Consider the following 26935-nt stretch of genomic DNA (forward strand, 5'->3'; position numbering starts at 1 on the left):
CAAACCCGCTTCGGCGGGTTTTTTATGGAGTAAATATGGCAGTTGAAACATACAGCTGGCGCTCGCAGCTAGGTGCTGGTGCGATTGAATATAGTCAGGCAGTACGCGCGGCGCAGTTCGGTGATGGCTATGAGCAGGTGGCCGATAACGGGATTAACTCCACGGCTATTCAGATCCCTATGAAGCACACGGGCAACGAGTCGGAAGTGGACAGGATTCGTGATTTTCTCCTCGCTCATACCGTGAAAGCTTTCATCATTACGCCGCCAGGCGAAGAGAAGGGGCTTTACCGCGTCGTAGCCGATTCGATTCGTAAAACGCAGATCAGCAGCAAAGTTGCTGAGTTGACGTTCACCATCAAACGGGCTTACGGAGTGTATGCATAATGGCATTAGTCGATCAGGCGGCGATGCTGGCACCGGGTGGCAGAGTACGCCTGGTTGAAGTTGACGCCTCAGAGTTCAGTGGCGGAATTCACCGTTTCCACTACGCACCTTTCCCCCATACACCGGAAGAGATCGACGCTGCCAATGGTGAAGAAGAAAAGCTTGGACCAAAGCCAATCGTATTCGGTGGCAATACCTACGATTTTTGGCCGTTTCAGGTAGCAGGCCTGGAGCTTTCAACAGACCAGGCGGCGGAGCCCACTCTCAGTGTCTCAAACCTTGACGGCCATATCACTGCGCTGTGCCTGCAATTTAAGGACATGGTTAACGCCAGGGTGAGCATTATCGATACCTATGCGGTTTATCTCGATGCCGTGAATTACCCTGGTAGGGTGAACCCGACCGCCGATTCGTCAATGTTCACACTTCAGACTTTCTGGCTTGACACGAAAACCTCCGAAGACGACGAAGTGGTTTCATGGTCACTCAGTAGCCCCGCTGACTTGCAGGGGCTTGTTATCCCAACCAGACAAATCACCTCGCTCTGCGAATGGGCGCTACGCGGGCAGTACCGGAGCGGCGATGGATGCACCTACAACGGTACTGCGTATTTCGATGCTAAGGGTAACGCGGTGGCTGATCCGGCGCTGGATGCGTGTGGGGGCTGCCTCAGTGATTGCCGTAAACGGTTCGGCGCTGGCCTGGCGGAGCCGAACGCGGCCATCCTCGACTACGGTGGATTTCCTGCTACCACTTTACTGAGCAGGTAATTATAATCTGTCAGCGCGGCTAGACTGGCCAGTCGAAGAGAGTGAACGTAGACACTCCTGCCGCGCACCATCATCTACGCAACCTGCTACGAGGTTTATATGTCACGCATTACTATTTTTCCGGGTGAAAAGTACGGCTATCTTACAATTATTAAAGAAACCAAAGCCCCTAGCCATATAAAAACAAAAGGTCTCAGATACTTTTTGTGCTCTTGTGAATGTGGTGTTGTTAAGAGCATTTCCATGGGGTCACTCCGTAGTGGCGCTGTTGTTTCTTGCGGCTGTTATCATAAGAAAAAAATAACAAAACTGCATAATGGCAAGCCAATCACAGCTTATTCAGGATATTCGTCTTGGACATCTATGCTTGATCGCTGTCGAAATCCTGCTTGCAAGGACTTTCCCCACTATGGCGGGCGGGGTATAACAGTCTGCGATGAATGGAGCAACCCCGTGAATTTTGCTCATGACATGGGTGAGAAGCCTAAAGGGTTCTCAATTGAACGCATAGATAACAATAAAGGCTATTCTCCAGACAATTGTCGATGGGCAAATGCTACAGAGCAAGGTCGCAACAAGCGCAATAATCATAAAGTTGTCGTGAGCGGAGAGTCGGTAACTATGAGCGCAGCATGGCAAACAAATGGCATGAAAGAGTCAACTTTTTACAACAGACTAAACGCCGGTATGAATGCCGAAGATGCGTTAGCGAAACCTGTACGAAACCGAATCCCTTACGTAATTTTGAATGGCGAAAAAATGCAACTTAAAGAGGCCGCGTTACGGACTGGCATTAGCAAATACATTCTCAGGAAAAAGGTTAGGCCCGACCTCTCCATAACCATCTAGATAACCAAACCCGCTTCGGCGGGTTTTTTTACGGACGTGCCAATGAATAAAACCATAATGGCAGCTATCCAGGCGCATGCACTGGATGAATCCCCGCGTGAGTGCTGTGGCTTCGTTATTCAGTCTGGCCGTCGCCAGCGCTACATTCCCGTGCCGAATACGCACGAAAATCCGACAGAGCATTTTCGCATCGACGGCGAGCACTGGGCTAACGCCGAAGATATCGGGACGATTATTCGCGTCATCCACTCCCACCCGGGCGACGGTGCCCGGCCTATTCCGTCCGATCTCGACCGCCAGCAGTGCAATAACTCCGGCGTGATCTGGGGTATTTACTCACCTGACAGCGATGAATACGCCGAGATAATGCCGGAGGCGGTGCCGCTTATCGGACGTCCGTTTATCCTGGGCTCGAATGACTGTTGGGGTCTGATTATGGACTGGCATGCCATCCAGGGCGTCACGCTGAACGATTTTCGCGTCGATTACCCATGGTGGGAAAGCCAGTACCCGGACAATCTCTATTTCGAAAACTGGGAGCGGGAAGGGTTTGTCGAATGCGACCCCGCGCCAGGCTGCATGGTAATCATGCAGGTTGAATCCGCTAAGTGGAACCACGCGGGGATCATCACTGAAGAAGGTGAGCTGCTCCACCACCTTTACGGCCAGCCTTCCTGCATTACCCCATATGCCCGAGGCTATTTCAAAGACCGCACGATGATCTGCGTACGTCACAAAGACCTGCCACAGGAGATTAAGCCATGGCGCGTTTAACCACTATTCGTCTGTATGGCGCACTGGGCGCCCGGTTTGGGCGCGTGCATAAACTGGCAGTGCAGACATCTGCCGAAGCGGTCAAAGCCCTGTGCATCAATTTCGACGGGCTGGAAGACTATCTGATGAATGCCAAAAAAGACGGCATGACCTTTGCGGTGTTTCGCGGTAAGCGCAACATAGGCGTGCAGGACTTCCAGGAGCTGGCAGGCGATAGCGATATTCGCATAGCGCCAGTTATGGAAGGGGCGAAGAAGGCCGGCATGTTCCAGACAATCCTCGGCGCCGTGATGGTTGTTGCTGGTGTTATTACTGGTGTGGCAACCGGCTGGACAGGCGTTGGCCTAACCTTTGGGGCCGGACTTATCATGTCGGGCGCGTCAATGATGGCCGGCGGTATTTACCAGATGCTTTCGCCCCAGCCAAAAGGGTTACAGGGGCGAGACGATCCTGACAATAAACCCTCTTATGCCTTCGGTGGTTCAGTGAATACCCTTGCGATGGGAAACCCGGTCGCGCTTCTCTATGGCGTCCGTGAGATTGGCGGCGCCATCATCAGCGCTGGCATAGTCGCCGAAGACATCTGATAACTCCTTTCTGAATATCAAGCACCCAGTCGGGTGCTTTTTTTATGGATGTAATATGGAAGCGATCACTGGTGCAAAGGGTGGCAGCCAGAAGCAGCACACACCTGTAGAACAGCCTGATTCGGCGCAGTCAATGGCGCGCTGCCGCATGCTGCTGGCGCTCGGGGAAGGTGAGTTTGCTGGTGGTCTGGATGCGACCAGCATTTTCCTGGACGGTACGCCGCTGGGAAACTCAGACGGAACGATGAATTTTGAAAATGTGTCATGGGATTTCCGGCCTGGCACGCAGACCCAGACACCAATACCGGGATTCCCAGCAGTCGAGAATGAAACTACGGTTGGCGTATCGCTGACAAAGGCCACACCATGGACCCGCGCACTGAGTAACACCCAGATTGACGCTGTGCTCGTTCGCATTGGTATTCCTGGTTTGCAGCAGCAGGAAAACGACGGGGATATTGTCGGCACTACCGTAAAGTACCATATCGATCTTGCTGTAGATGGTGGTGCGTTCTCTACGGTCATGACAAGAACCGTGACAGAGAAACTCAGTTCTCTCTATGAACTGACCCATCGCATTAATCTTCCGAAAGCCAGTACAGGCTGGCAGATTCGCGTGGTACGCGACACCGACGACAGCACAAGCCAGATGTTGCAGAATAAAACGCAGGTACAGGCAATCACTGAGGTGATTGATGCGCGCCTGCGTTATCCCCATACGGCGCTGCTGTACGTGTCGTTCAACGCCAAATCGTTCAACAATATCCCGAAGGTTTCCTGTAAACCTAAGGGGCGCATTATCCGCATCCCTTCGAATTACGATCCGATAGCCCGAACTTATAGCGGCACATGGGACGGGACGTTTAAGTGGGGCTGGACGAATAACCCAGCATGGATCTGGTTCGATGTGCTCACTGAGCCGCGTTTCGGACTTGGCCGACGCGTCACGGCGCAGATGCTGGATAAGTGGGAGCTTTACCGTATTGCCCAGCGTTGCGATCAGAAAGTACCTGACGGGAAGGGTGGCGACGGTACCGAGCCGCGTTTCATGTTTGATGTCTACATCCAGTCGCAGGCTGATGCGTGGCAGGTAATTAAAGACATCGCCGCAGGTTTCAATGGCATGACGTTCTGGGGCAACAACATGTTCAATGTTGTCTCTGACATGCCGGCGGACACGTCGAAGCTGCAAATCCTTACCCGCGCTTCGGTGGTGGGCAAGCCGGTTTACTCGAGCGGCAGTGAAAAGACCCGCTTCTCCAGCGCGCTGATTAACTTCAGTGACCCTGACAATCACTATCAGGACCGCACAACAGCGGTGATGTTCCCGGACCTGGTTAAGCAGTTCAAGTTTAAGCAAACGCAGATCACTGCAATCGGCTGTACGCGCGAGAGCGAAGCACAGCGCCGTGGCGGGTGGGCTGTGTACTCCAACTCACTTGACCGGATTATCACGCTACAGACCGGGCTTGATGGCTATGTCTACGTGCCGGGTACCGTGTTTGCATTTGCCGATGAGCGCCTTTCAGGGCGTGTTTACGGCGGGCGTATCACCGGGTACAACGCCGGGCTTAAGTCTGTGACAACCGACAGGGGTACCAGCGCAGTTGCGGGCGATACGCTGATGATCCGCACGCAGGGCGGTACCGTTGAAAGCAGGGTGATCCAGGCCGTAAACGGCACGCAGCTGGTGGTGGCCACGCCTTTCACGGCAGAGCCGTTACCGAACGCCATATTCGTTATTGATGCCGGGCAGTTGCGCCTGCAATACTTCCGCGTTACGAACCTGAGATTTGATGATGAAGAAAACACCTTCACAATCACCGGGGCCGAATATAACGCATCAAAATATGATGCGGTCGATAACAATGCCCGCCTGGACACGCCGCCAATCAGTCTGATACCAACCGGCCTCGTAAACCAGCCGACCAATATCGCGGTAGCGAGCTATGACGCAGTGCACCAGGGGCAGCGAGTGGCTACCCTGACGGCATCCTGGGATGCGCCGGTCGACAAGAACGGCAAACCACAGGCGGATGTCATAGCCTATCGGGTGCAGTGGAAGCGCGGCGACAATGAGTGGGTTAACGTACCGGAGACCGGTCTTCGCAATATCGAAGTTCCTGGCATTTTCGAGGGTGATTATCTGGTCCGTGTACGCGCGATCAACTCCGGCGGTGCGTCGAGTCTCTGGGCAACTTCCGCGCTTACACACCTGAAGGGACGCGCGGGTGATGTACCCAAACCTGTCGGGCTTAAAGCCTCCGAAGACGTCGTATTCGGAATCAACGTCACCTGGGGATTCCCGGCGAATACCGGCGACACCCTGAGCACTGAGCTGCAATACAGCATTGCCGCTGACGGTTCGAATCCGATGCTTTTGGCATCTGTACCGTATCCGCAGAAACTTTATCAGCAGATGGGGCTGAAAGCAGGCCAAGAATTCTGGTATCGCGCCAGGCTGGTTGACCGCATCGGGAATCAGAGCGACTGGACCGACTGGGTGCGCGGGCAGGCCAGCATAGATGTTTCCGATATCACCGATGCAATCCTGGAGGACATCAAAGGCTCTGAAGTATTCAAGGATCTGATCGAGGATGCCGTGGCCAGTAGTGACAAACTTGCTGAACTGACTGATGCGATTAAGGAGAACGCGGATGGTCTGGCAGCTGCGGTAGGCTCGAACAAGCAGACCGCGGAAGCCATTATCGGCAACGCGCTGGCCATCGCTGATGTCGTTGTCCGTCAGACGGCGCAGCAGGGGGTCAACACTGCAACCTTTGAGCAGCTCCGGGAAGTGATTGCCACGGAAACGGAAGCGCGCGTTACTGACGTCACCCGGCTGGAGGCGGAGACAGCAGACAATGCCGCCGGCATTACTGAGGTCAGGCAGGCACTGTCCGATGAAACGCAGGCCAGGGCCTCAGCGGTAGACCAGCTCACAGCCACCACCCAGGTGATTTCTGACAAGGCTGATGCTGCCGGGCAGGCAAGTTCACAGAACAGCGCTGACATCACCAGTTTGCAGCAGGTTGTAACGGACACCACTTCATCAATGGCATCCCGCCTGGATGAGCTGGGGGCCAGGACCGATACAGCAAACGGCGGCATCCAGAACAACGCGATTGCGCTTATCACCAGCACGCTCGCACAGGTTAACCAGCGCAACCTTCTGAGCGTTCAGTATGGTGATAATAAAGCCGGTATTGAGCGAGTCGACAATGTCATGGCAGATGCAAGTAAAGCTGTCGCTGAGTCGCTGCGCACACTGGATTCCAGTACTGGTGGGAACACGGCGAATGTCACTGACTTGTCGAAGACACTTGCTGATTTTACCCAGGCGTCTGCTACGCAAATCAATTCGCTAAAGGTCACGGTTAACGGTCAGTCTGCAGCGATTGTCCAGAACAGCCAGGTATCAGCGGACATCAATAACAACCTGAATGCGATGTACAGCATCAAGGTCGCTGTTGATTCTAATGGTAATCAGTATGCAGCAGGGATGGGGATTGGTGTTCAGAATACGCCATCTGGAATGCAGACGCAGGTTCTCTTCCTGGCTGACCGCTTCGCGGTTATGACCCAGGCAGGCGGCGCCGTGACTCTTCCTTTTGTTATCCAGAACGGACAAGCCATCATCCGTGACACAGTAATTGGTGACGGGACGATCGGTAACGCCAAAATCGGCAGCTATATTCAGTCTTCAACCTGGGACGGAACCGGGAACGTTGGCTGGCACATCAACAAATCTGGCTACGCGACGTTTAACAACGTGACCGTTCGCGGCTCGATTTACGCCACAAACGGTAATTTTTCTTTCAATGGCTCCGGCAACACAACGGTGATTAATGGTAATGGCGTAACCATTAATATTCCGGGTGGAGGTCGCATCGTACTTGGGACATGGTGATAATATGCCGACAGGGTTATTGATAGAGCTGAACGACGGCGGGAAACGTATGGAGATAACGGCGGGGCTGAGATGCCCGTCATTTGGAGCAAGTTTTGACAGTGGATATCAGAAAGCCAAGTACGCGGATATTTCCGGTTATGTATCCGGTTCGCAGGTGTTGTTTATCCCCCACGCGACGGCTTATCTTGATTCAGGTCTGCTTCATAAAATGAACTCGGTCACCATATCGGGAGCGCGAGTCACGCAGAACTCAACGATGAAAGACAACAGTATCAGCGAACGAGAAAGCACGTACACGTTTCCCGGAAGCCTCTGGCAGATATTTCCGACGGGCCAGCGTAGTGGTGTGGGCTTGCTCATAAGCGACAGCACAGATTTCACATCTATAACTAACGCTACTAAGTCAGGCCAGTGTATCTGGAAAGGTACTGTGAATGTTCCAACCGGGGGCTGGGCGGTTCCGACGATAGCAGGTTATGACAAGTCGAAATATATCGTTTTCGGACGCTGTAATAGCGGTAATACGATTGACTTCGACGGCAACACAGTAAGATTCTTCAGTCCTCCGTCAACTAATGATGACGCTCCCACAACCGGCACGATAGACATCGTTATCTTCGCCAGTGGTGTGACGCCGCAGCCGGGAACGGGGCTAAACATCTTCAATGCAGCCGGGGCCTGTACGTTTTCAACTACAAAGCGACCTTTCGTATACCTCAATCAACTCTGGTCACCTTCCACAAGTGCCGTGAGCATCGGCAGCGGCTATGTACCGCTGGGCAGATTTGGTCTGATGATTCATATGGTAAATGGCATGTACGTGTATCGGATGTTCGGAATAAAGATACAGAACGGTAGCGCTTCAGTTCAGGGTGGGAAATACCTTGGACGCGAGCAGTATGCCATATTCGGTAATAACACGATTACTCCGCTCAGCCTTCCCGTCTTGCCTGATATGTACGTCTGAATTAACTTTCTATTCAAATCAACCTCGCTACGGCGGGGTTTTTTATTGCCTGGAGAAAATATGATTTATACTACTGGCACTATCGCCATCAGCGGAAACACCCTTACAGGTACCGGCACAAACTTCACTGCAGCTGGCTCACTTATTCGTAACGGCTGCACTGTCATCGCGCTGACCAGCCCCGCTCAGGTATTCCAGATTACCGCTATCGGCGGGGCAACTAGTCTCACCGTGACACCTGCGGCAAGTCCTGCAATACCGGCCGGAACGAAGTATTCGATTTTGCTGAGCGACAGCCTGAGCGTGGATGGCCTGGCGCAGGACATTGCTGAAACCTTCACGATGTACCAGCGCTACATGAGCGGCTTCGCTGATGTGATGAACGGTACTACAGACGTCACCATCACGATTAACGGTGTAGCCGTCACGGTACCGGGTCAGAAATCGCTGGCGAAGAAAGGGGCAAACAGCGACATCACAAGCCTTTCCGGGCTGACTACCGCGCTCAGCGTTGGCCAGGGTGGCACTGGTGCGAAAAAAGCCGCAGATGCTCGCACAAACCTTGGTTTAGGAAGTTTAAACGATGTTGGTTTCGCAAAGGTAGCTAGTACCGTAGTGGATAGCCGTGGGCTGAGCCATGTTGGCGCAAAACCAGGCGTCAACGATATTTATACTTTCCAACCGGCAGACACCTCGACCGTTGGTAATTATCCTAACGAAATTCGGGGGCAGTGGTTCAGTGATTTATGGCGAATTGGCGGTCTTCGTGGTGGCGGGCAAGAACTAGATTCCTTTTCGATCCGCATTACAGGAGCGACCACTCAATACTGGACCTTCAATCGTTCTAACAGCGCAATAACAACCGTGGCAGGAACGATCACTCCAGTTGCTTCAGATGAACGTGTGAAAAATATCATCAGACTCATTTCTGAGGAGGAAGCGGTTGAATTTATTCTGGGCCTGAGACCGATTCGTTATGCGTTCAAATGGAGTCCCGACCAGGTAAGGGTTGGGTACAGCGCCCAGAACGTGGAGGCCCTGGACGCAGAGCTGATAGCTACCTCGTCACTCACGGTAAATGACGAGGAAGGCGAAAGCACGACTTACGAAGACGGGAAGATTGTTGACCCTGGGGAGATTGGGGCTGCGTATCTTGTTCCCGTCGTTCAGCAACTTCTACGACGCGTAAGTGAGCTAGAAACCAGACTTACTCAGATGGTCAGTGAGGATGGACGGAAAGGTGATGGTAATAATTAATGATATGGCTGGGTGCACGCTTTATAGAAGTTTCCGGAGTGGCGTGCGTAAATGACAAAAGGGCAGCTGCTGAACTGACTGCCCGATATGGTGCTATTTTTGGTGATCACGTACATCATCAACGATGCGCGTTCGGGTGAGCTTGATTACTGCCCGGTGATGTGAGACAGAAATGGGGCGCACAAAAATTTGCATCGGTATGCAAGGCTTTGTGCTGCTTCCCTATGACACCTTCTCATCAAGCCAGTCAGCCCACCACTGCATCATCTCCCGGCGCTTATCCATGTACTGAGCGTGATTGTAAATCCCGCGTATTGATCCGCTGTTAGCGTGCGCCAGTTGCTTCTCAATGGCATCAGCGGGCCATTCGTGTTCATTCATTATTGTGCTGAACTGGTGCCGGAAACCGTGGCCACTTGCCAGACCTTCATATCCTATCTGGCGAATAACAAGCAGCACGGCATTTTCACTGATTGGCTTTGTTTTATCATTACGCCCGGCGAACACGAAGCTTGATATAGGCTGTGTTACCGGCCTCAGCATTTCAAGCAGAGAGACAACCTGATCTGACATTGGAACAAGATGAGGGCGGCGTCCTTTCATCACTTCTTCGGCGATCGTAATCGTCCTGGTTTCAAAGTCGACGTTCGACCATTGCATAGACCGGAGTTCTTTGGTCCTCAGTACCGTGTACTGCAAAACCTGCGTTGCAATCTTCGATACGATGCTTCCTGAGAATCCAGAGAGGGCTTTATTGAATGCTGGTATCTGGTCAGCAGGAAGGAAAGGGTAGTTCTTCTTGCGGTATCCTTTCATTGCATCAGCCAGATCTGGCGCGGGGTTATATTTAGCCCTGCCGGTTACAATGGCGTACCTGAACACTTCTCCGCAGCGCCTCCTTGCCTTATTAGCCCTTTCCATTGCCCCGCGTTCTTCGAACCGGCGGATCACATCCAGTATCTGCATCGGCTCAATATCCTGAATCTCCATACCACCAATCATCGGCAGAATGTCATCGCGGAACATGCGAGACAGCTCATCTCCGTATCCTGCTGACCACACCTGTTTTTTATGCTCGTACCATTCCTGATAAATAGCGCCAAACGAGTTGTCTTTGGTTGAGAGCTTCTTCGCCTTTACCGGGTCGACTCCTGTCGATACATCCTTTCTGGCGATCCATGCCTTATCTCTCGCTTCCTGCAATGACATAAACGGATACTTTCCTACCGTTAATACCTTCTCCTTTCCATCAATCTTGTAGCGCAGCTGCCACACCTTCTTTCCCGATACCGGGACATAAAGGTACAGCCCATTACTGTCGAGCAGCCGGTACGGTTTATCTTTCGGCTTTGCCGCGTCGATCTGCTTGATGGTTAGCATGGGTAAAATTCCGGTGGGTAAAATATTTACTCGTTTTTTACCCGTCAAAGTATGCGGCTGTCAACGGTCTGATGCGAACTATGGCGAACGGGTAATTTATTGGATGCTTGCTGTGTAAGGGATTTTGCGAACTATTGCGGAGGGTGGCGAACTGTAGAAAAGTGTCCCCTGCAGGAATCGAACCTGCAATTAGCCCTTAGGAGGGGCTCGTTATATCCATTTAACTAAGGGGACGAGGCGGCACGAGTATAACGTTATTTACACTTTTCGTTAAGCGCATCGCCGCCTGACTGCTCAAAGAGTCACCATTCAGGTCGATTTTTTTGTCGATTTATCATCATTTTCCCGTGCCTTAAGCTCTGCTTTGCGTTTGTTCGACATGTCGTTACGGATTTGCGCATGGCTTAACAGCGCGAAGATAAACGTCCCGCCGCAGATGTTGCCCGCGAGCGTCGGCAGGGCGAATGGCCAGAAAAAATCGCTCCAGTGAAGTGTGCCATTAAAGACCAGATAGAGAATTTCAACGCTACCCACCACGATATGCGTCGTGTCAGCCAGCGCAATCAGCCAGGTCATCAGGATGATTACCACAATTTTGGCGCTGCCGGCTGAAGGAAACATCCAGACCATCGTGGCGATAATCCAGCCGGAGATGATGGCATTGGAGAATATTTCGACTGGTGTGTTTTTCATCACATCCATGCCAATTTTCACAAACGCATCGCGGGTGGGTTCATCAAATATCGGCATATATTCAAATGCCCAGGCCGCGACGCCTGTACCGATGATATTGCCCAGCAGGACCACGCTCCACAGACGCATCAGTAAACCGAAATTACCGAGGGTAGGGTTTTGCATTACTGGCAGAACGGCGGTAACAGTGTTTTCCGTAAACAGCTGCTGCCGCGCCATGATGACGATAATGAAGCCGAAGGTATAGCCGAGATTCTCAAGTAAAAAACCGCCGGGCACACCTTCCAGTTGAACATGAAAGATCCCTTTTGCGAGCAGAGAAGCCCCCATTGAAAGCCCGGCAGCGATAGCTGACCAGAAAAGGGCCATGGCATCACGTTCCATCTCTTTTTCGCCATCCTGGCGAATATGCTCGTGGATCGCCATCGCGCGGGAGGGGAGGCGATCTTCGTCAATTTCTATCTTCTCGCCGCGGGCTTTCTCTTCGCTCTCAATTTCAATCTTCTCGTTACTTTCATCCACTTTTTCTTCGCCTACTTCTTTCATAATCACTCCCGCAGGTTGATTTTCTTCTAAGCGTAGCGGTTTTTATTGGGCTGCCTGTGGGGAAGCTCTTAAATTGGTGGCAATAGCAACAAAGGCGAGACATCTCTTTCAAACACATTATAAAATTGCCAGCGAAACGAATTCCAAAAGCCAGGCTATGCTGAGATCAGAGTCACGCTGGTTACTGCCCGTAATTGTGCTCATAGACATCGGTAAACGTGCTGTTACAATCGCTTGCACGTTTACAGACGGAGCATTTAAAGGTTCCGTTACGGATGGCAATCAACGATAGCCAAACTGAACAGGGAGATATTTATGAAACTTCGGCTGTCGGCGCTTGCGTTGGGCGCGACGATGCTTGTGGGCTGCGCCAGCTCTGGAGAGCAAACGGGACGCTCCGATCCTCTCGAAGGATTTAACCGCTCAATGTATAGCTTCAACTACAACGTGCTGGACCCGTATGTGGTTCGCCCGGTGGCAGTGGCATGGCGTGATTATGTTCCGCAACCTGCGCGTAATGGGTTAAGTAATTTTACCAGCAACCTCGAAGAGCCTGCAGTTATGGTTAACTTCTTCCTGCAGGGTGACCCGTATCAAGGGATGGTGCACTTTACTCGCTTCTTCCTGAACTCCCTGTTGGGGATGGGTGGCTTCATTGATGTTGCAGGTATGGCCAACCCGAAACTGCAGCGTGAACAGCCGCACCGTTTCGGTAGTACTCTGGGGCATTATGGCGTAGGTTACGGCCCGTATGTCCATCTGCCGTTTTATGGCAGTTTCACCATTCGTGATGATGGCGGTGATATGGTGGATACGCTGTATCCGGTCCTGTCGTGGCTAACCTGGCCGCTGTCTATTGGTAAATGGACGGTGGAAGGGATTGAAACACGCGCGCAACTGCTCGACTCTGATGGTCTGCTGCGCCAGTCTTCTGACCCGTATATTATGGTGCGTGAAGCGTACTTCCAGAATCATGACTTTATTGCCAACGGCGGTAAGCTGAAGCCGGAAGAGAATCCAAACGCGAAGGCTATCGAAAACGAACTAAAAGATATTGATTCGCAGTAAATAAAAAAGGTGAGCGATGCTCACCTTTTTTGATCCCGCGTGATTAGAACGCGTAGTTGAAGTTAGTACCGAACAGCCAGGCTTTACCTTCAGAACGGAACTCGTACGGACCTTCTTTGATGGTCACGGTCTGACCGTGCATGTAAGAGGCACCTACGTCAACAGAAGCATCTTTATTGAACGCATAAGTCGCACCTGCGCTCAGCCAGAAGCGGTCCTGATCCGGGATAGAAATGGAACGGGTCTGAGCCGGAACCGGGCTATCATCAAAGGCGATACCGGTACGGAAGGTCCAGTTAGTATCGTAGTAGTAGGTGGTACCCAGCGCGATACGGTAAGAGTCTTTGAAGCTCTCATCCTTATAGAAAAGCGTCTGGCCATTAGAGCCGGTTGCTTTCAACTCCTGGAACTGACTCCAGCTGGTGTAAGCCATGCTGTAGTGAATTGCCCATTGTGGCGCAACTTTGTTGTAACCTGAAACTTCCCACATTTCTGGCAGGTTAAGCGTCAGAGAACCAGGAATAGTTCTGCCACCGGTTGGATACGGGAAACCCGGGACGGCGGTGCTCATGTTGCTGTTGTAATCTCCGTCGAAGTCGATTTTAACTTCAGAACGGTAGGTCAAACCCCAACGGTTGTTTTTATCCAGCTCATACAGAATACCCGCGTTCCAGCCGTAGCCCCACTCGCTGCCTTTCAGGCGTGCAATCTGGGTATCGGCCGGGATGGCGGCCAGCTGTTGGGCTTTGGCAATGGCGGCTGGGCGTGCTGCTGCAGGCAGGTTTGGTACCTGAGAAAGGATCTGGCCGGCAGCCAGCATACCGGCGTCACCCGCATAGCGCTCGATTTTTGCGTCTGCGTAAACCGCGTCAAAACCAAGACCAAAGCTCCAGTTGTCGTTCAGTCGATAAGCGCCGCTCAGGTTCAGGTTAACGGTAGTCAGGTCAGTTTTACCGCCCATCGTGCCCGCTGCATAGTTATCGCCATATTCGGTCGCCAGACCAAAGTTAGAGGTAACAGATGCCCCCCAACCAAACTGATCGTTAATAGGTGCAACGAAATGTACGTTAGGGACCCAGGCGCTTGGGGCGATATTATCCGCATCCAGGCTCTTACCGGACGGCGATTTACCAGAGATATTAACATCCGGGTCAATATAGACTGCACCGGCAGAGAACGTCGGGCGGTCAAACATCATAATCAGTGCCGGGTTACGACTCGCGTTACCCGCATCATCAGCGATGGCGCCTTCCCCGGAATATGCGCGGCCAAGGCCAGAGGAAGAAAATTCGTTTAACTGAAAGCCCGCTGACCATGCGGAAGTGGATACGAGTGCCACTGCGACTGCCAGCGCAGTCTTGTTGAACAGGGTTTTCTGGCTCATGACCATAACCTCATTGAGTTATTTTTATTCAATAATTGTTACATACCGTAACAGGAGCGCGAAGTGTAGGGTCTGAGGTATGACAGACAAATCAGACCAGTGGCCAGAGTATAGGTCTGACCAGCTAGAATGTTGCAAGTTTGTTTATTAATATTTTCAAACATGTTTCTTGAAACGAGATCTGGTTGGCAAAAATGTGACCATCGCGACTCACCCAAAAGGGTGGTTTTTGTTTTAGATCATTTTTTAGTGTGATATTGGTCACTTATCCGATTTTACGCCATTAACGGCTGGAGAGAGCCTGCGTCGGGGCGTAAAATATCAGCATCGTGTTTATCTCGCGTCCTGCGCGAATACAGAGGAAATTGAGCTATGAGTAAATGCAGTGCTGATGAAACCCCGGTTTGCTGCTGTATGGATGTTGGTACCATCATGGACAACTCCGATTGCACCGCCTCTTACAGCCGTGTATTCACCAACCGTACTGAAGCGGAAGAGACCCTGACCGCGCTGAGCAAGCGCGCGCGTGATGTGGAATCCGAACCGTGCGACATCAAGTCTACCTTCACTGAAGTGGACGGCGGCGTGAAACTGGATATCGACTTTGTGTTCGCCTGCGAAGCAGAAACGCTGATTTTCCAGTTGGGTCTGCGTTAATTCTTTTTGCCCGCTGGCATACCTCTCAAATGCCTCTGCCATGCAGGGGCATTTTCTTTTTCTTCTCTGTGTTTTAGCTCGCACTTTTTCGTTTCCCTGATTGGCTGAATGTAAAAAAATGGTTAAGACTATTATCAGGTCAGACCACTTTATGTTTGCGCAATAAATTTTACAGGGGAGTGTTATGAGTCAGGCATTACCGCTTATTACCCGTCAGGGCGATCGCATTGCCATTGTCAGTGGATTGCGTACGCCATTTGCGCGTCAGGCAACGGCGTTTCATGGCATACCGGCTGTTGACCTGGGCAAAATGGTGGTGGGGGAGATGCTGGCTCGAAGCGAAATTCCGCCAGAGGTCATCGAACAACTGGTTTTCGGTCAGGTCGTGCAGATGCCTGAAGCACCTAATATTGCGCGGGAAATCGTCCTCGGTACCGGAATGAATGTCCATACTGATGCCTACAGCGTCAGCCGTGCGTGTGCGACCAGCTTCCAGGCTGTTGCTAACGTGGCTGAAAGCCTGATGGCGGGCACCATTCGTGCCGGGATTGCCGGCGGAGCGGACTCCTCTTCGGTACTGCCGATCGGGGTCAGCAAAAAGCTGGCGCGTATCCTTGTTGATGCCAACAAAGCCCGCACAACCGGACAGAAGCTCAAACTGTTCTCTCGTTTACGCTTGCGCGACCTGATGCCTGTGCCTCCTGCCGTAGCGGAATATTCCACGGGGCTGCGCATGGGAGATACCGCCGAGCAGATGGCAAAAACCTATGGCATTACCCGCGAGCAGCAGGATGCGCTGGCCCACCGTTCACATCAGCTGGCAGCGAAAGCCTGGTCTGAAGGTAAACTGGATGATGAGGTGATGACCGCTTATATCCCGCCATACCGTGAACCGCTTGCGGAAGATAACAATATCCGCGGCACCTCGACGCTGGCGGATTATGCAAAACTGCGCCCTGCGTTTGACCGCAAACATGGCACGGTAACCGCGGCGAACAGTACGCCACTGACGGACGGCGCTGCTGCGGTGATCCTGATGACCGAGTCCCGCGCGAAAGAGTTGGGTGTTACTCCCCTGGGTTATTTGCGCAGCTACGCTTTTACCGCCATTGATGTCTGGCAGGACATGCTGTTAGGACCAGCCTGGTCCACGCCGCTGGCACTGGATCGCGCAGGGCTGACGCTTGCTGATTTAACCCTGATTGATATGCACGAAGCCTTTGCTGCACAAACCCTGGCAAATGTGCAGTTATTGGCCAGCGAGCGTTTTGCGCGCGATGTGCTGGGCCGCGCCCATGCTACTGGTGAAGTGGATCAAAGCAAATTCAACGTGTTGGGGGGCTCCATCGCTTACGGACATCCGTTTGCCGCCACAGGGGCGAGGATGATCACGCAAACATTACACGAGCTACGTCGTCGTGGCGGCGGGTTTGGCCTTGTTACCGCCTGTGCGGCAGGTGGTCTTGGCGCAGCAATGGTTCTGGAGGCTGAATAATGGATATGCCATCTGCATTTAATCTGACGGTTCGCCTCGATAACGTGGCCGTTATCACTATTGATGTGCCTGATGAAAAGATGAATACCCTGAAGGCTGAATTTGGTGTTCAGGTTCGCGCGATGCTAAAGCAGATCCGTGAAAACAAGGCCATTCGTGGTCTGGTGTTTATCTCTGCTAAGCCGGATAACTTTATTGCCGGTGCCGACATTAACATGATCTCCCGTGCGCAAAGTGCCCTGGAAGCCGAAGAACTGGCGCGTCAGGGGCAGCAGGTGATGGCGGAGATCAACGCGCTGCCGATCCCGGTGGTTGCCGCGATCCACGGCGCATGTCTGGGCGGAGGACTGGAGCTGGCGCTGGCCTGCCATAGCCGTATCTGTACCGATGATACAAAAACCATTCTGGGCCTGCCGGAAGTGCAGTTAGGGCTTCTGCCCGGCTCAGGCGGAACACAGCGTCTGCCACGCCTGGTGGGGGTCAGCACTGCACTCGAAATGATCCTGACAGGTAAGCAACTGCGTGCCCGCCAGGCACTGAAAGCCGGTTTGGTTGATGAGGTGGTTCCTCATTCCATTTTGCTGGAGGCAGCTGTCGAACTGGCTCTGAAAGGACGCCAGACCAAACGTACTCTACCTGTACGCGAGCGCGTTCTGGCCGGGCCGTTGGGACGTGCTTTGCTGTTCAGTATGGTCGGTAAAAAGACTGAACAGAAAACCAAAGGCAACTACCCGGCGGCGAAGCGGATTCTTGAGGTTATTGAAACCGGGTTATCACAGGGCAGCAGTAGCGGTTATGCCGCTGAGGCAAAAGCCTTCGGTGAACTGGCAATGACGCCGCAGTCGCAGGCACTGCGCAGCATTTTCTTTGCCAGCACTGAGGTGAAAAAAGATCCAGGCAGTGAGGCTCAACCTGGTCCACTACGCGCCATTGGCGTACTGGGTGGCGGGCTAATGGGCGGCGGAATATCTTTTGTTACCGCAAGCAAAGGTAAATTGCCCGTACGTATCAAAGACATCGCTGCGAAAGGGATCAACCACGCGCTGCAGTATAGCTGGCAGAACCTTGATCAGAAGGTCAAACGCCGCCATATCAGGGCGAGTGAGCGTGATAAAACCCTGGCGATGATCTCCGGTACGACGGATTACAGCGGTTTTGCGCATCGTGATCTGGTGATTGAAGCCGTGTTTGAAGATCTGTCGCTTAAACAGCAGATGGTGGCTGACGTTGAACAACATTGTGCGGTGCACACCATTTTTGCCTCAAACACATCGTCATTGCCGATTGGCGATATCGCAGCTAAGGCTGCGCGTCCGGAGCAGGTGATTGGTCTGCACTTTTTCAGCCCGGTTGAAAAAATGCCGCTGGTGGAAGTGATCCCGCATGCGACAACCAGCCCGCAAACCGTTGCCACCGTGGTGAAACTGGCCAAAATGCAGGGTAAGACACCGATCGTTGTGGCGGACAAAGCCGGTTTTTACGTTAACCGCATTCTGGCCCCCTATATTAATGAGGCCATGCGGTTGCTGACAGAAGGCGAGAAAATCGAGCACGTCGACGAAGCACTCGTCAAGTTTGGTTTCCCGGTTGGGCCAATCCAACTTTTGGATGAGGTGGGAATAGACACCGGAACTAAAATTATACCTGTGCTGGAAGCAGCTTATGGCGATCGTTTTACCCCGCCTGCAAACATTGTTTCCGCAATTTTGAAGGACGATCGCAAAGGCAGAAAAAATGAACGCGGTTTCTATCTTTACGGCGCGAAAGGGCGTAAAAGCAAGAAACAGGTCGACCCTTCTGTTTATGGGCTTATTTCGACCGCCGGTCAGGGAAAACTGTCTGCCGTTCAGTGTGCTGAACGGTGTGTGATGATGATGCTCAATGAAGCTGCACGTTGCTTTGGTGAGCAGGTTATCAAAAGCGCGCGTGATGGTGACATCGGCGCGGTATTTGGCATTGGTTTCCCGCCGTTCCTTGGCGGCCCGTTCCGTTATATGGATACGCTTGGTGCGGGTGAAGTGGTTGCTATTCTGCAACGTCTGGCCACGCAGTATGGTCCACGGTTTACACCATGTGACGAATTATTGCAGATGGCGGAACAGGGCCAGACATTTTGGCCTGTAAGGGAAACTGTCCTCGTAAGTTGAGGTCAAAGAAGGGTAAATCCTGAAGTGAATGAACCTGTTTTGGCGATTTTGTAAACAGAGATTGACTATACTTACGCCATTGAGGTAAAAAACAGCGTTTCATTCACCGAATGGATCAGGCACAATGCCCGGCCATCGGGTTTTCTACCTCTCAGCATTTATCGCGGGTAGTTAACGCCGGTGATTCTGGTTAACAAAAGCGGTGCAATATGCAAGTTTTTATCATGCGTCACGGCGACGCGGCACTCGATGCCGCCAGTGACTCAGTACGTCCTTTGACTGTCTGTGGCTGCGACGAATCTCGTCTGATGGCGACCTGGCTTAAAGGTCAAAAAGTGGACATCGAACGCGTTCTGGTGAGTCCATTCCTGCGTGCAGAACAGACGCTGGACGTGGTAGGGGAGTGTATGAACCTGCCTGCCAGTGTGGATGTTCTCCCTGAACTCACCCCGTGTGGCGATGTAGGCCTTGTCAGCGCTTATCTTCAGGCGCTGTACAATGAAGGTGTCGCTTCCGCGCTGGTCATTTCCCACCTGCCACTGGTTGGCTATCTGGTATCTGAGCTTTGCCCGGGCGAGACCCCGCCGATGTTCACGACATCCGCCATTGCCAATGTCACTCTCGACGAAACGGGCAGAGGCACCTTCAACTGGCAGATGAGTCCGTGCAACCTGAAGATGGCAAAAGCTATCTGATGTGACGTGTGCTATAGCGGGGAGCAGAGTATGCTTCCCGCTGTTCTGTCAGGGCAATTCTGGCGGCTGCCACTCTTCTACTTCAATCAACACCAGCAATGCGGCATCTCCGCCGTACTCTTTGGGTGCCTGATGAAAAGCCATCACGTGTGGATGTTGAGCAAGCCACAGGGGTGTTTGTTGCTTAAGAATATGTTTGCCGTGGCCGTGCATAACGCAGGCGCAAAAAACATGTTCACGGCGACAGGCCGCGATTAAGGCTCCCAGTTCCTGCTTTGCCTGCATCTGCGTCAAACCATGCAGATCAAGAAACAGCTCAGGTGAATAATCCCCACGGCGTAATTTTTTTAGCTCAAAATGGCTGACGTCTTCACGCACATACTTCGCCGCCCCTTGCGTATTGAGCAGTGGCTGAAATTCATCTGAAAAATAGTGGCTGTTATCGGCCTGCTCCTGCAGCAGCCGTTTGACCGGTACTTCGCTGATTTTTTTACGTTGCGGGCGATGGACAATGGTGTCCTGCGCGATTTTACGCGTCCCGGTCATTAGCTGTCGGAAGAGTGCTTGATCCTCCTCGCTGAGCGATGTTCTCTTTTTCATTTGTCATTCTCATCTCGTATTTCCGATAGTGTACCCGACTAAACGCATTTTTTAACCTCAAGCGGCACGCGTCATTGCTGATTTATCGCCGTCTTCATGGCAAACTAGCCGCCGAAAATTATGCGAGCATGCCCTGGAGGAAAGAGTGGATAAAATTTTTGTCGATGAAGCAGTAAACGAGCTGCATACCATACAGGACATGTTGCGCTGGTCGGTTAGCCGCTTCAGCGCCGCCAATATCTGGTACGGTCACGGTACCGATAACCCGTGGGATGAGGCTGTTCAGCTGGTGCTGCCCTCTCTCTATCTGCCGCTGGATATTCCTGAAGATATGCGCACTGCGCGCCTGACCTCCAGCGAAAAACACCGCATTGTTGAACGTGTGATCCGCCGCGTGAACGAGCGTATTCCGGTCGCCTACCTGACCAACAAAGCCTGGTTCTGCGGCCACGAGTTCTATGTCGATGAACGCGTGCTGGTGCCGCGCTCGCCAATTGGTGAGCTGATCAATAACCACTTTGAAGGTCTGATCGGCCATCAGCCACAACACATTCTGGATATGTGTACCGGTAGCGGCTGTATCGCAATCGCCTGCGCGTATGCTTTCCCGGAAGCGGAAGTGGACGCAGTGGATATTTCCACCGACGCGCTGGCTGTGACCGAGCACAACATTGAAGAACATGGTTTGATTCACCACGTTACGCCAATCCGCTCAGATCTGTTCCGTGATCTGCCAACGCTACAATACGATCTGATCGTTACTAACCCGCCGTATGTTGATGCGGAAGACATGTCCGATCTGCCGAACGAATATCGCCACGAGCCGGAACTGGGTCTGGCTTCGGGTTCTGACGGCCTGAAACTGACGCGTCGCATCCTGGCCTGCGCGCCGGATTATCTGACCGACGACGGTGTTCTGATTTGTGAAGTAGGCAACAGCATGGTACATCTGATAGAGCAGTACCCGGATGTGCCGTTCACCTGGCTTGAGTTCGACAACGGCGGTGACGGCGTCTTTATGCTGACCAAAGCGCAACTGCTCGACGCGCGTGAACACTTCAGTATCTATAAAGATTAATCCAGCGGGCTTCGGCCCGTTTCACAATGCTCAAACACAAACAACAACATCGGAGCCGTGATGGCAGGAAACAGTATTGGACAGTTATTCCGTGTGACCACTTTTGGTGAATCACACGGGCTGGCATTGGGTTGTATCGTTGATGGCGTCCCGCCAGGCATCGAACTGACCGAAGCCGATTTACAGCACGATCTTGACCGTCGTCGTCCGGGCACCTCTCGCTACACCACGCAGCGTCGCGAGCCGGACCAGGTTAAAATTCTCTCCGGCGTCTTTGAAGGCCGCACCACCGGGACCAGCATCGGTCTGCTGATCGAAAACACCGATCAGCGTTCTCAGGACTACGGTGCTATCAAGGACGTGTTCCGTCCAGGCCATGCTGACTACACCTACGAGCAAAAGTACGGCTTCCGTGACTATCGCGGCGGTGGACGTTCTTCCGCGCGTGAAACCGCGATGCGCGTGGCCGCAGGGGCGATTGCCAAGAAATACCTGCAGCAGAAGTTTGGCATCGTGATCCGTGGCTGTCTGACACAGATGGGCGACATTCCGCTGGCAATCAAAGACTGGGAGCAGGTTGAACAGAACCCGTTCTTCTGTGCTGATGTCGATAAGCTGGAGGCGCTGGACGAACTGATGCGCGGCCTGAAAAAAGAGGGCGACTCCATTGGTGCAAAAGTCACCGTGGTGGCGGACGGCGTGCCGCCGGGCTGGGGCGAGCCGGTATTTGACCGTCTCGACGCCGATATCGCCCACGCGCTGATGAGCATTAACGCGGTGAAGGGCGTAGAGATTGGCGACGGTTTTGACGTGGTTCAGCTTCGTGGCAGCCAGAACCGCGACGAAATCACTAAAGCCGGTTTCCAGAGCAACCATGCGGGTGGCATTCTCGGCGGGATCAGCAGCGGGCAGCAGATTGTTGCCAACATCGCACTGAAGCCGACCTCCAGTATCACGGTGCCGGGCCACACGATTAACCGCGATGGCGAAGAAGTTGAGATGATCACCAAAGGACGTCACGATCCGTGCGTGGGGATCCGCGCGGTGCCGATCGCCGAGGCGATGCTGGCGATCGTACTGATGGATCACTTCCTGCGCCAGCGCGCGCAGAATGCGGATGTGACGACCACCATTCCACGCTGGTAAACATGAAAAAAACCGCAATTGCTCTGCTGGCGCTGCTTGCCAGTGGAGCCAGTCAGGCTGCGACGCCATGGCAAAAAATCACCCACCCGGTGTCGGGGAGCGCGCAGTCCATTGGCGCCTTTTCGAACGGCTGTATCGTCGGTGCCCAGGAGCTTCCGCTGCAGTCCGATACCTACCAGGTGATGCGTACCGATCAGCGTCGTTATTTCGGCCACCCGGATCTGGTGTTGTTCATCCAGCGTCTGGGGAACCAGGTGCATAACCTGGGGTTGGGCACGATGTTGATTGGCGATATGGGGATGCCTGCTGGTGGTCGTTTTAACAGTGGGCACGCCAGTCACCAGACCGGACTGGATGTCGATATCTTCCTGCAACTGCCGAAAGCGCGCTGGACGTCTTCCCAACTGTTAAAACCGCAGGCGCTGGATCTGGTGGCAAGCGACGGTAAAAACGTTGTGCCTTCGCTGTGGTCGCAGGATGTCTTCAGTTTGATCAAGCTGGCGGCAAAAGATAACGACGTCACGCGGATTTTCGTCAACCCGGCTATCAAACAGCAGCTCTGCCTGGATGCCGGAACCGATCGTGACTGGCTGCGCAAAGTCCGCCCGTGGTTCCAGCACCGTGCTCACATGCACGTGCGTCTGCGTTGCCCGGCGAACAGCCTGGAATGTGAAGATCAGCCGCTACCGCCGTCGGGCGATGGCTGCGGATATGAACTGCAAAGCTGGTTTGAGCCAGCCAAACCTGGAACCTCTAAGCCTGAGAAGAAGACACCGCCTCCGTTGCCGCCTTCCTGCCAGGCGCTACTGGATGAGCATGTACTTTAATGGATAATTTCGTCGATCTGTTTATGGTGTCGCCGCTGCTGCTGGTGGTGCTGTTCTTTGTGGCCATGCTGGCCGGTTTTATCGATGCTCTTGCGGGCGGCGGTGGGCTGTTAACCGTACCCGCGCTACTGGCGGCGGGCATGAGCCCGGCGCAGGCTCTGGCCACGAATAAGCTGCAGGCTTGCGGCGGTTCACTCTCGGCATCGCTCTATTTTATCCGCCGTAAGGTGGTGAGCCTTGCCGATCAGAAGCTCAATATCCTGATGACCTTTATTGGCTCGACGTCGGGCGCGCTGCTGGTCCAGCACGTGCAGTCCGACATTTTGCGCCAGATCCTGCCGATTCTGGTCATCTGCATCGGGCTTTACTTCTTGCTGATGCCAAAACTCGGTGAAGAAGATCGCCAGCGTCGTCTGTACGGTCTGCCATTTGCTCTGATTGCCGGTGGCTGTGTGGGTTTTTACGACGGTTTCTTCGGCCCGGGGGCCGGTTCATTTTATGCGCTGGCGTTCGTGACGCTGGCCGGCTTTAACCTTGCCAAATCAACCGCCCATGCCAAAGTGCTCAACGCAACCTCAAACCTCGGTGGCCTGTTGCTGTTTATCATCGGCGGCAAGGTTATCTGGGCAACCGGGTTTGTGATGATGGCGGGGCAGTTCATGGGCGCGCGTGCAGGCTCGCGTCTGGTGTTAAGCAAAGGACAAAAACTTATCCGCCCAATGATTGTTATCGTCTCGGCGGTAATGAGCGCCAAACTTCTTTATGACAGCCATGGACAGGAGATCCTCACCTGGTTGGGGATGCACTAATGAACAGTACGCATAAATACGAACAGCTGATTGAGATTTTTGACGGCTGTTTTGCTGACGATTTTAATACCCGTCTGATTAAAGGCGACGACGAACCGATCTATCTTCCCGCTGATGCTGAAGTGCCGTATAACCGCATCGTTTTTGCTCACGGTTTTTACGCCAGCGGATTGCACGAGATTTCGCACTGGTGCATCGCCGGAAAAGCGCGTCGCGAGCTGGTGGACTTCGGCTACTGGTACTGCCCGGACGGACGTGACGCGGCGACGCAGGGGCAGTTTGAAGATGTGGAAGTCAAACCGCAGGCGCTGGAATGGTTATTCTGCGTCGCGGCGGGTTTCCCGTTCAACGTGAGCTGTGACAACCTCGAAGGCGACTTCGAGCCAGACCGTATCGTGTTCCAGCGCCGCGTTCATGCGCAGGTGATGGAATATCTTGAGAAAGGCATTCCGGAACGTCCGGCGCGCCTGATCGAGGCTTTACAGAATTATTACCACACGCCGGTGATCACGGCGGAATGCTTCCCCTGGCCGGAAGATCTTTAACTGAGGAAAGAAGATGATCGCAGAATTTGAATCACGCATTCTGGCGTTAATTGATGACATGGTGGAACACGCCAGTGATGATGAGCTGTTCGCCAGCGGTTATCTGCGTGGTCACCTGACGTTGGCTGTTGCGGAGCTGGAGGCCGGGGACGATCACACTGCCGAGGCCATTCACGATGAAGTGACCCGCAGTCTGGAGAAAGCTATTCAGGCAGGAGAACTCTCTCCTCGCGATCAGTCACTGGTGCTGGGTATGTGGGACAATTTGTTCCAGCAGGCGAAAGCGAAGTAATTGTTTCTAAGCCCTCTCCCGGTGGGAGAGGGCTCCAGACCACACCCTATTTAACCTTCTTCCCCTTCAGCAGTTTCCGCACCCACAGTCGGTTTGGATTGAGCCCTGCAAGCGTAACCCTGTCCAGCGGAATCGGCTCGTCGCTCATTTGCGCGGCTAAAACTTCTGCCAGCAGCGGTGCAGAACACAGCCCGCGAGAACCTAGCCCGCCCAGCATAAACAGCTCCGGATACACCGGTGAGGCCACCGCCGTTTCCTTGCGTTCAGCCAGATCCTGATAGGCCTCAAGCGTCGCGTTGTAGTCCGGAACATTCCCCGCCATAGGCAGATGGTCGCGGGTGGCACAGCGCACGCCGCAGCGCGCTTCACCCTCACTGACATCAACCTCTTTCGCCCACGCTGCATCCGGGAAACAGTCAATCAGTCGCTGGCGGTTTTGCTGCTGATCCGCATCGCTGTAGTGCATATCCGTTTCGCCACGATGGTAGCTGGCACCGATGCAATGATTCCCGTTAGACGGGTTTTTTGGCGTCAGATAACCGTCATAGCACAACACCTGACGCAGCTTGCTCAGTTCTGGCGCGGTCGGGATATGGCTCACCTGGCCGCCGACCGGATAAACCGGCAACGTCTCTGTCTGGACAAACTGACTGATGTGATGCCCGTTTGCCAGCACAACGCTGGCATGACTCGCCTTTTTGCCATCAGCAAAACGGAGATTCCAGTGATCTGTGCGGCTCAGCGATTCAACCTTGTGAGCATAATGTGCCGTCAGCCCGTGTGATTGCGCCAGGGCAATGACCGCCGCGGTCAGTTCTGCCGGGCACAACCAGCCGCCGAGCGGATACTGAATACCTCCACAGCCGGTGTCTACGCCAGCTGTGTCTGCCACCTCTTGCGTACTTACCGCGCGGGCAATCTCGTCAGGCAGACCCAGCGACAGCATCTGCGTGATTTTTTGCTGGCTCTTTTCATCCCAGCCGAGTTGGGTCACGCCGCACCAGTCATGGTCGAATGCCACTGGCAGGGCGTCATACAGATGACGGGCAAAGATAAAGGCTGCCGGGAAAAACTGGCTCAGTGCCGGGTCGTGAGCGCTTAAAAGGGGATAGAGTGCCCCCTGACGGTTGCCGGAAGCCCCCTTTGCTGGCACATCGTCAGCACAGTAGAGTGTGACCTGCCAGCCCCGGTGGAGAAGGGCGAGAGAAAGCAGGGCGCTGGCGATCCCTCCGCCGACTATCGCCACCTCTCGCGATGCGCTGGCGCGACGTGCAAACCAGGGTGCCTGAGCGGGAATGTCCAGCGTCTGATCCATCCTGCCGACCAGCATGTCGCGCTTGCGGCCAAAACCTTTGGTCTTCTGCATGGTAAAGCCCGCGTCCTGCAACCCCCGGCGGACAAACCCTGCCGAGGTAAAGGTGGCGAGCGTTGCGCCAGGGCGGGCCAGCCGCGCCATCGCGGTGAACAGATGCTGACTCCACATATCCGGGTTTTTGGCAGGTGCAAAGCCGTCCAGGAACCATGCATCTACCTTCTGATTCATCGAATCATCGAGCTTATCGGTCAGTTCATTGATGTCGCCAAGCCACAGATCCAGTGTGATTCTTCCGCCGTCCAGCAGTAAACGGTGACAGCCACCGATATGAGGCGGCCACTGTGCCTGAAGTTGCTCTGCCCACGGTGCAAGTTCCGGCCAGTGCTGATGGGCGAGCCGCAGATCATGCGCCGTGAGCGGGAATTTTTCGAAACTGATGAAATGTAATCTTTGTAGCGTAGCCTCAGGGTGAGCAGCGTGAAACTGATCGAACGCCTGCCAGAGGGTCAGAAAATTCAGCCCGGTACCGAAGCCGCTTTCCGCGACCACGAACAGATTCCGTGGATGTACAGGGAAGCGAATGCTGAGCTGGTTTCCGTCGAGGAAAACATAGCGGGTTTCTTCCAGTCCGTTATCATTAGAAAAATAGACGTCATCAAAATCTCGGGAAACAGGTGTACCCTCAGCGTTGAATTCGAGGTTGGCGGGTTGTATAGCATTTTGTTTCACGTAAGTTACTCGTCTGACAGGCAGTG

General features: G+C 53.5%; 24 protein-coding genes and 1 tRNA gene. 19 read left to right on the top strand and 6 right to left on the bottom strand.

Annotated features, from left to right (window positions below):
• Positions 1 to 35: 35 nt before the first annotated feature.
• The 8 genes from V6E55_RS09435 (at position 36) to V6E55_RS09470 (ending at position 9503) form a co-directional block, all read left to right on the top strand.
• Positions 36 to 386 (top strand): phage tail protein, encoded by a 351-nt coding sequence (locus V6E55_RS09435; protein ID WP_316942691.1) that lies wholly within the window; start codon positions 36 to 38, stop codon positions 384 to 386.
• Positions 386 to 1156, top strand: coding sequence for a phage minor tail protein L (locus V6E55_RS09440; RefSeq protein WP_316942692.1), 771 nt, complete (start codon positions 386 to 388; stop codon positions 1154 to 1156). The genes V6E55_RS09435 and V6E55_RS09440 overlap by 1 nt, the downstream gene beginning before the upstream one ends.
• Positions 1157 to 1255: 99 nt before the next feature.
• The gene (locus V6E55_RS09445; RefSeq protein WP_125391974.1) at positions 1256 to 2005 is read left to right on the top strand and encodes a hypothetical protein; all 750 of its coding nucleotides are present in this window, start codon (positions 1256 to 1258) and stop codon (positions 2003 to 2005) included.
• A 42-nt stretch (positions 2006 to 2047) separates the two neighbouring features.
• The gene (locus V6E55_RS09450) at positions 2048 to 2779 is read left to right on the top strand and encodes a C40 family peptidase (RefSeq protein WP_316942693.1); all 732 of its coding nucleotides are present in this window, start codon (positions 2048 to 2050) and stop codon (positions 2777 to 2779) included.
• Positions 2767 to 3366: a tail assembly protein gene (locus V6E55_RS09455; RefSeq protein ID WP_078310092.1), complete on the top strand. Its 600-nt coding sequence runs from the start codon at positions 2767 to 2769 to the stop codon at positions 3364 to 3366. The genes V6E55_RS09450 and V6E55_RS09455 overlap by 13 nt, the downstream gene beginning before the upstream one ends.
• A 55-nt stretch (positions 3367 to 3421) precedes the next feature.
• Positions 3422 to 7276, top strand: coding sequence for a phage tail protein (locus tag V6E55_RS09460; RefSeq protein ID WP_316942696.1), 3855 nt, complete (start codon positions 3422 to 3424; stop codon positions 7274 to 7276).
• 4 nt (positions 7277 to 7280) lie between these two features.
• The gene (locus tag V6E55_RS09465; protein WP_316942697.1) at positions 7281 to 8246 is read left to right on the top strand and encodes a DUF6453 family protein; all 966 of its coding nucleotides are present in this window, start codon (positions 7281 to 7283) and stop codon (positions 8244 to 8246) included.
• Between the two features lie 60 nt (positions 8247 to 8306).
• Positions 8307 to 9503, top strand: a complete 1197-nt coding sequence (locus V6E55_RS09470; protein WP_316942698.1) for a tail fiber domain-containing protein — start codon at positions 8307 to 8309, stop codon at positions 9501 to 9503.
• Positions 9504 to 9725: 222 nt separating this feature from the next.
• Here V6E55_RS09470 and V6E55_RS09475 read toward each other — a convergent pair whose 3' ends face one another.
• The 3 genes from V6E55_RS09475 to V6E55_RS09485 form a co-directional block, all read right to left on the bottom strand.
• Positions 9726 to 10883 (bottom strand): tyrosine-type recombinase/integrase, encoded by a 1158-nt coding sequence (locus V6E55_RS09475; RefSeq protein WP_316942700.1) that lies wholly within the window; start codon positions 10881 to 10883, stop codon positions 9726 to 9728.
• A 162-nt stretch (positions 10884 to 11045) separates the two neighbouring features.
• Positions 11046 to 11117, bottom strand: a tRNA-Arg gene (locus V6E55_RS09480).
• A gap of 75 nt (positions 11118 to 11192) precedes the next feature.
• Positions 11193 to 12122, bottom strand: a complete 930-nt coding sequence (locus tag V6E55_RS09485; RefSeq protein WP_316942701.1) for a formate/nitrite transporter family protein — start codon at positions 12120 to 12122, stop codon at positions 11193 to 11195.
• A gap of 315 nt (positions 12123 to 12437) precedes the next feature.
• Here V6E55_RS09485 and mlaA point away from each other — a divergent pair, with 315 nt between their 5' ends.
• Positions 12438 to 13190 carry a phospholipid-binding lipoprotein MlaA gene (gene mlaA / locus V6E55_RS09490; protein WP_114977611.1) on the top strand — a complete coding sequence of 251 codons (753 nt, stop codon included), beginning with the start codon at positions 12438 to 12440 and terminating at the stop codon, positions 13188 to 13190.
• Positions 13191 to 13233: 43 nt separating this feature from the next.
• Here mlaA and fadL read toward each other — a convergent pair whose 3' ends face one another.
• Complete coding sequence (gene fadL / locus V6E55_RS09495; protein WP_165383573.1) at positions 13234 to 14574, bottom strand: long-chain fatty acid transporter FadL; 1341 nt, start codon at positions 14572 to 14574, stop codon at positions 13234 to 13236.
• Positions 14575 to 14946: 372 nt separating this feature from the next.
• On the opposite strand from fadL, the gene V6E55_RS09500 reads away from it, so the two are divergent.
• The 4 genes from V6E55_RS09500 to sixA all read left to right on the top strand — a co-directional run bounded on the left by V6E55_RS09500 (position 14947) and on the right by sixA (position 19568).
• The gene (locus V6E55_RS09500) at positions 14947 to 15231 is read left to right on the top strand and encodes a YfcZ/YiiS family protein (RefSeq protein ID WP_129995264.1); all 285 of its coding nucleotides are present in this window, start codon (positions 14947 to 14949) and stop codon (positions 15229 to 15231) included.
• A gap of 184 nt (positions 15232 to 15415) precedes the next feature.
• On the top strand, positions 15416 to 16726 hold the full coding sequence (gene fadI, locus V6E55_RS09505; protein WP_316942702.1) for an acetyl-CoA C-acyltransferase FadI: 1311 nt from the start codon (positions 15416 to 15418) through the stop codon (positions 16724 to 16726).
• The gene (gene fadJ, locus V6E55_RS09510) at positions 16726 to 18873 is read left to right on the top strand and encodes a fatty acid oxidation complex subunit alpha FadJ (protein ID WP_236919669.1); all 2148 of its coding nucleotides are present in this window, start codon (positions 16726 to 16728) and stop codon (positions 18871 to 18873) included. The genes fadI and fadJ overlap by 1 nt, the downstream gene beginning before the upstream one ends.
• Positions 18874 to 19082: 209 nt before the next feature.
• Positions 19083 to 19568 carry a phosphohistidine phosphatase SixA gene (sixA, locus tag V6E55_RS09515; protein WP_028016199.1) on the top strand — a complete coding sequence of 162 codons (486 nt, stop codon included), beginning with the start codon at positions 19083 to 19085 and terminating at the stop codon, positions 19566 to 19568.
• A 48-nt stretch (positions 19569 to 19616) separates the two neighbouring features.
• Here the strand turns inward: sixA and smrB are convergent, their stop codons facing one another.
• A complete protein-coding gene (gene smrB, locus V6E55_RS09520; RefSeq protein ID WP_316942703.1) occupies positions 19617 to 20168 on the bottom strand; it encodes an endonuclease SmrB in 552 nt (183 codons plus the stop codon).
• A 145-nt stretch (positions 20169 to 20313) separates the two neighbouring features.
• Between smrB and prmB the strand changes: the two genes are divergently transcribed.
• From prmB to V6E55_RS09550, 6 genes are read left to right on the top strand one after another with little or no spacing between them, the layout of a single operon-like run.
• Positions 20314 to 21246 carry a 50S ribosomal protein L3 N(5)-glutamine methyltransferase gene (gene prmB, locus V6E55_RS09525; protein ID WP_008502612.1) on the top strand — a complete coding sequence of 311 codons (933 nt, stop codon included), beginning with the start codon at positions 20314 to 20316 and terminating at the stop codon, positions 21244 to 21246.
• Between the two features lie 60 nt (positions 21247 to 21306).
• Positions 21307 to 22392 carry a chorismate synthase gene (gene aroC, locus V6E55_RS09530; protein ID WP_114977617.1) on the top strand — a complete coding sequence of 362 codons (1086 nt, stop codon included), beginning with the start codon at positions 21307 to 21309 and terminating at the stop codon, positions 22390 to 22392.
• A 2-nt stretch (positions 22393 to 22394) separates the two neighbouring features.
• Positions 22395 to 23219 (top strand): penicillin-insensitive murein endopeptidase, encoded by an 825-nt coding sequence (mepA, locus tag V6E55_RS09535; RefSeq protein WP_114977618.1) that lies wholly within the window; start codon positions 22395 to 22397, stop codon positions 23217 to 23219.
• Positions 23219 to 24028, top strand: a complete 810-nt coding sequence (locus V6E55_RS09540; RefSeq protein ID WP_316942704.1) for a sulfite exporter TauE/SafE family protein — start codon at positions 23219 to 23221, stop codon at positions 24026 to 24028. The genes mepA and V6E55_RS09540 overlap by 1 nt, the downstream gene beginning before the upstream one ends.
• A complete protein-coding gene (locus V6E55_RS09545) occupies positions 24028 to 24573 on the top strand; it encodes an elongation factor P hydroxylase (protein ID WP_033146101.1) in 546 nt (181 codons plus the stop codon). Before V6E55_RS09540 ends, V6E55_RS09545 begins: the two co-directional genes overlap by 1 nt.
• 13 nt (positions 24574 to 24586) lie before the next feature.
• Positions 24587 to 24865: a YfcL family protein gene (locus tag V6E55_RS09550; RefSeq protein ID WP_114977620.1), complete on the top strand. Its 279-nt coding sequence runs from the start codon at positions 24587 to 24589 to the stop codon at positions 24863 to 24865.
• 46 nt (positions 24866 to 24911) lie between these two features.
• Here V6E55_RS09550 and mnmC read toward each other — a convergent pair whose 3' ends face one another.
• Positions 24912 to 26909 (bottom strand): bifunctional tRNA (5-methylaminomethyl-2-thiouridine)(34)-methyltransferase MnmD/FAD-dependent 5-carboxymethylaminomethyl-2-thiouridine(34) oxidoreductase MnmC, encoded by a 1998-nt coding sequence (gene mnmC / locus V6E55_RS09555; protein ID WP_114977621.1) that lies wholly within the window; start codon positions 26907 to 26909, stop codon positions 24912 to 24914.
• Between the last annotated feature and the right edge of the window lie 26 nt (positions 26910 to 26935).

Source organism: Enterobacter sp. 342 (assembly GCF_036663495.1).
Classification (GTDB): domain Bacteria; phylum Pseudomonadota; class Gammaproteobacteria; order Enterobacterales; family Enterobacteriaceae; genus Enterobacter.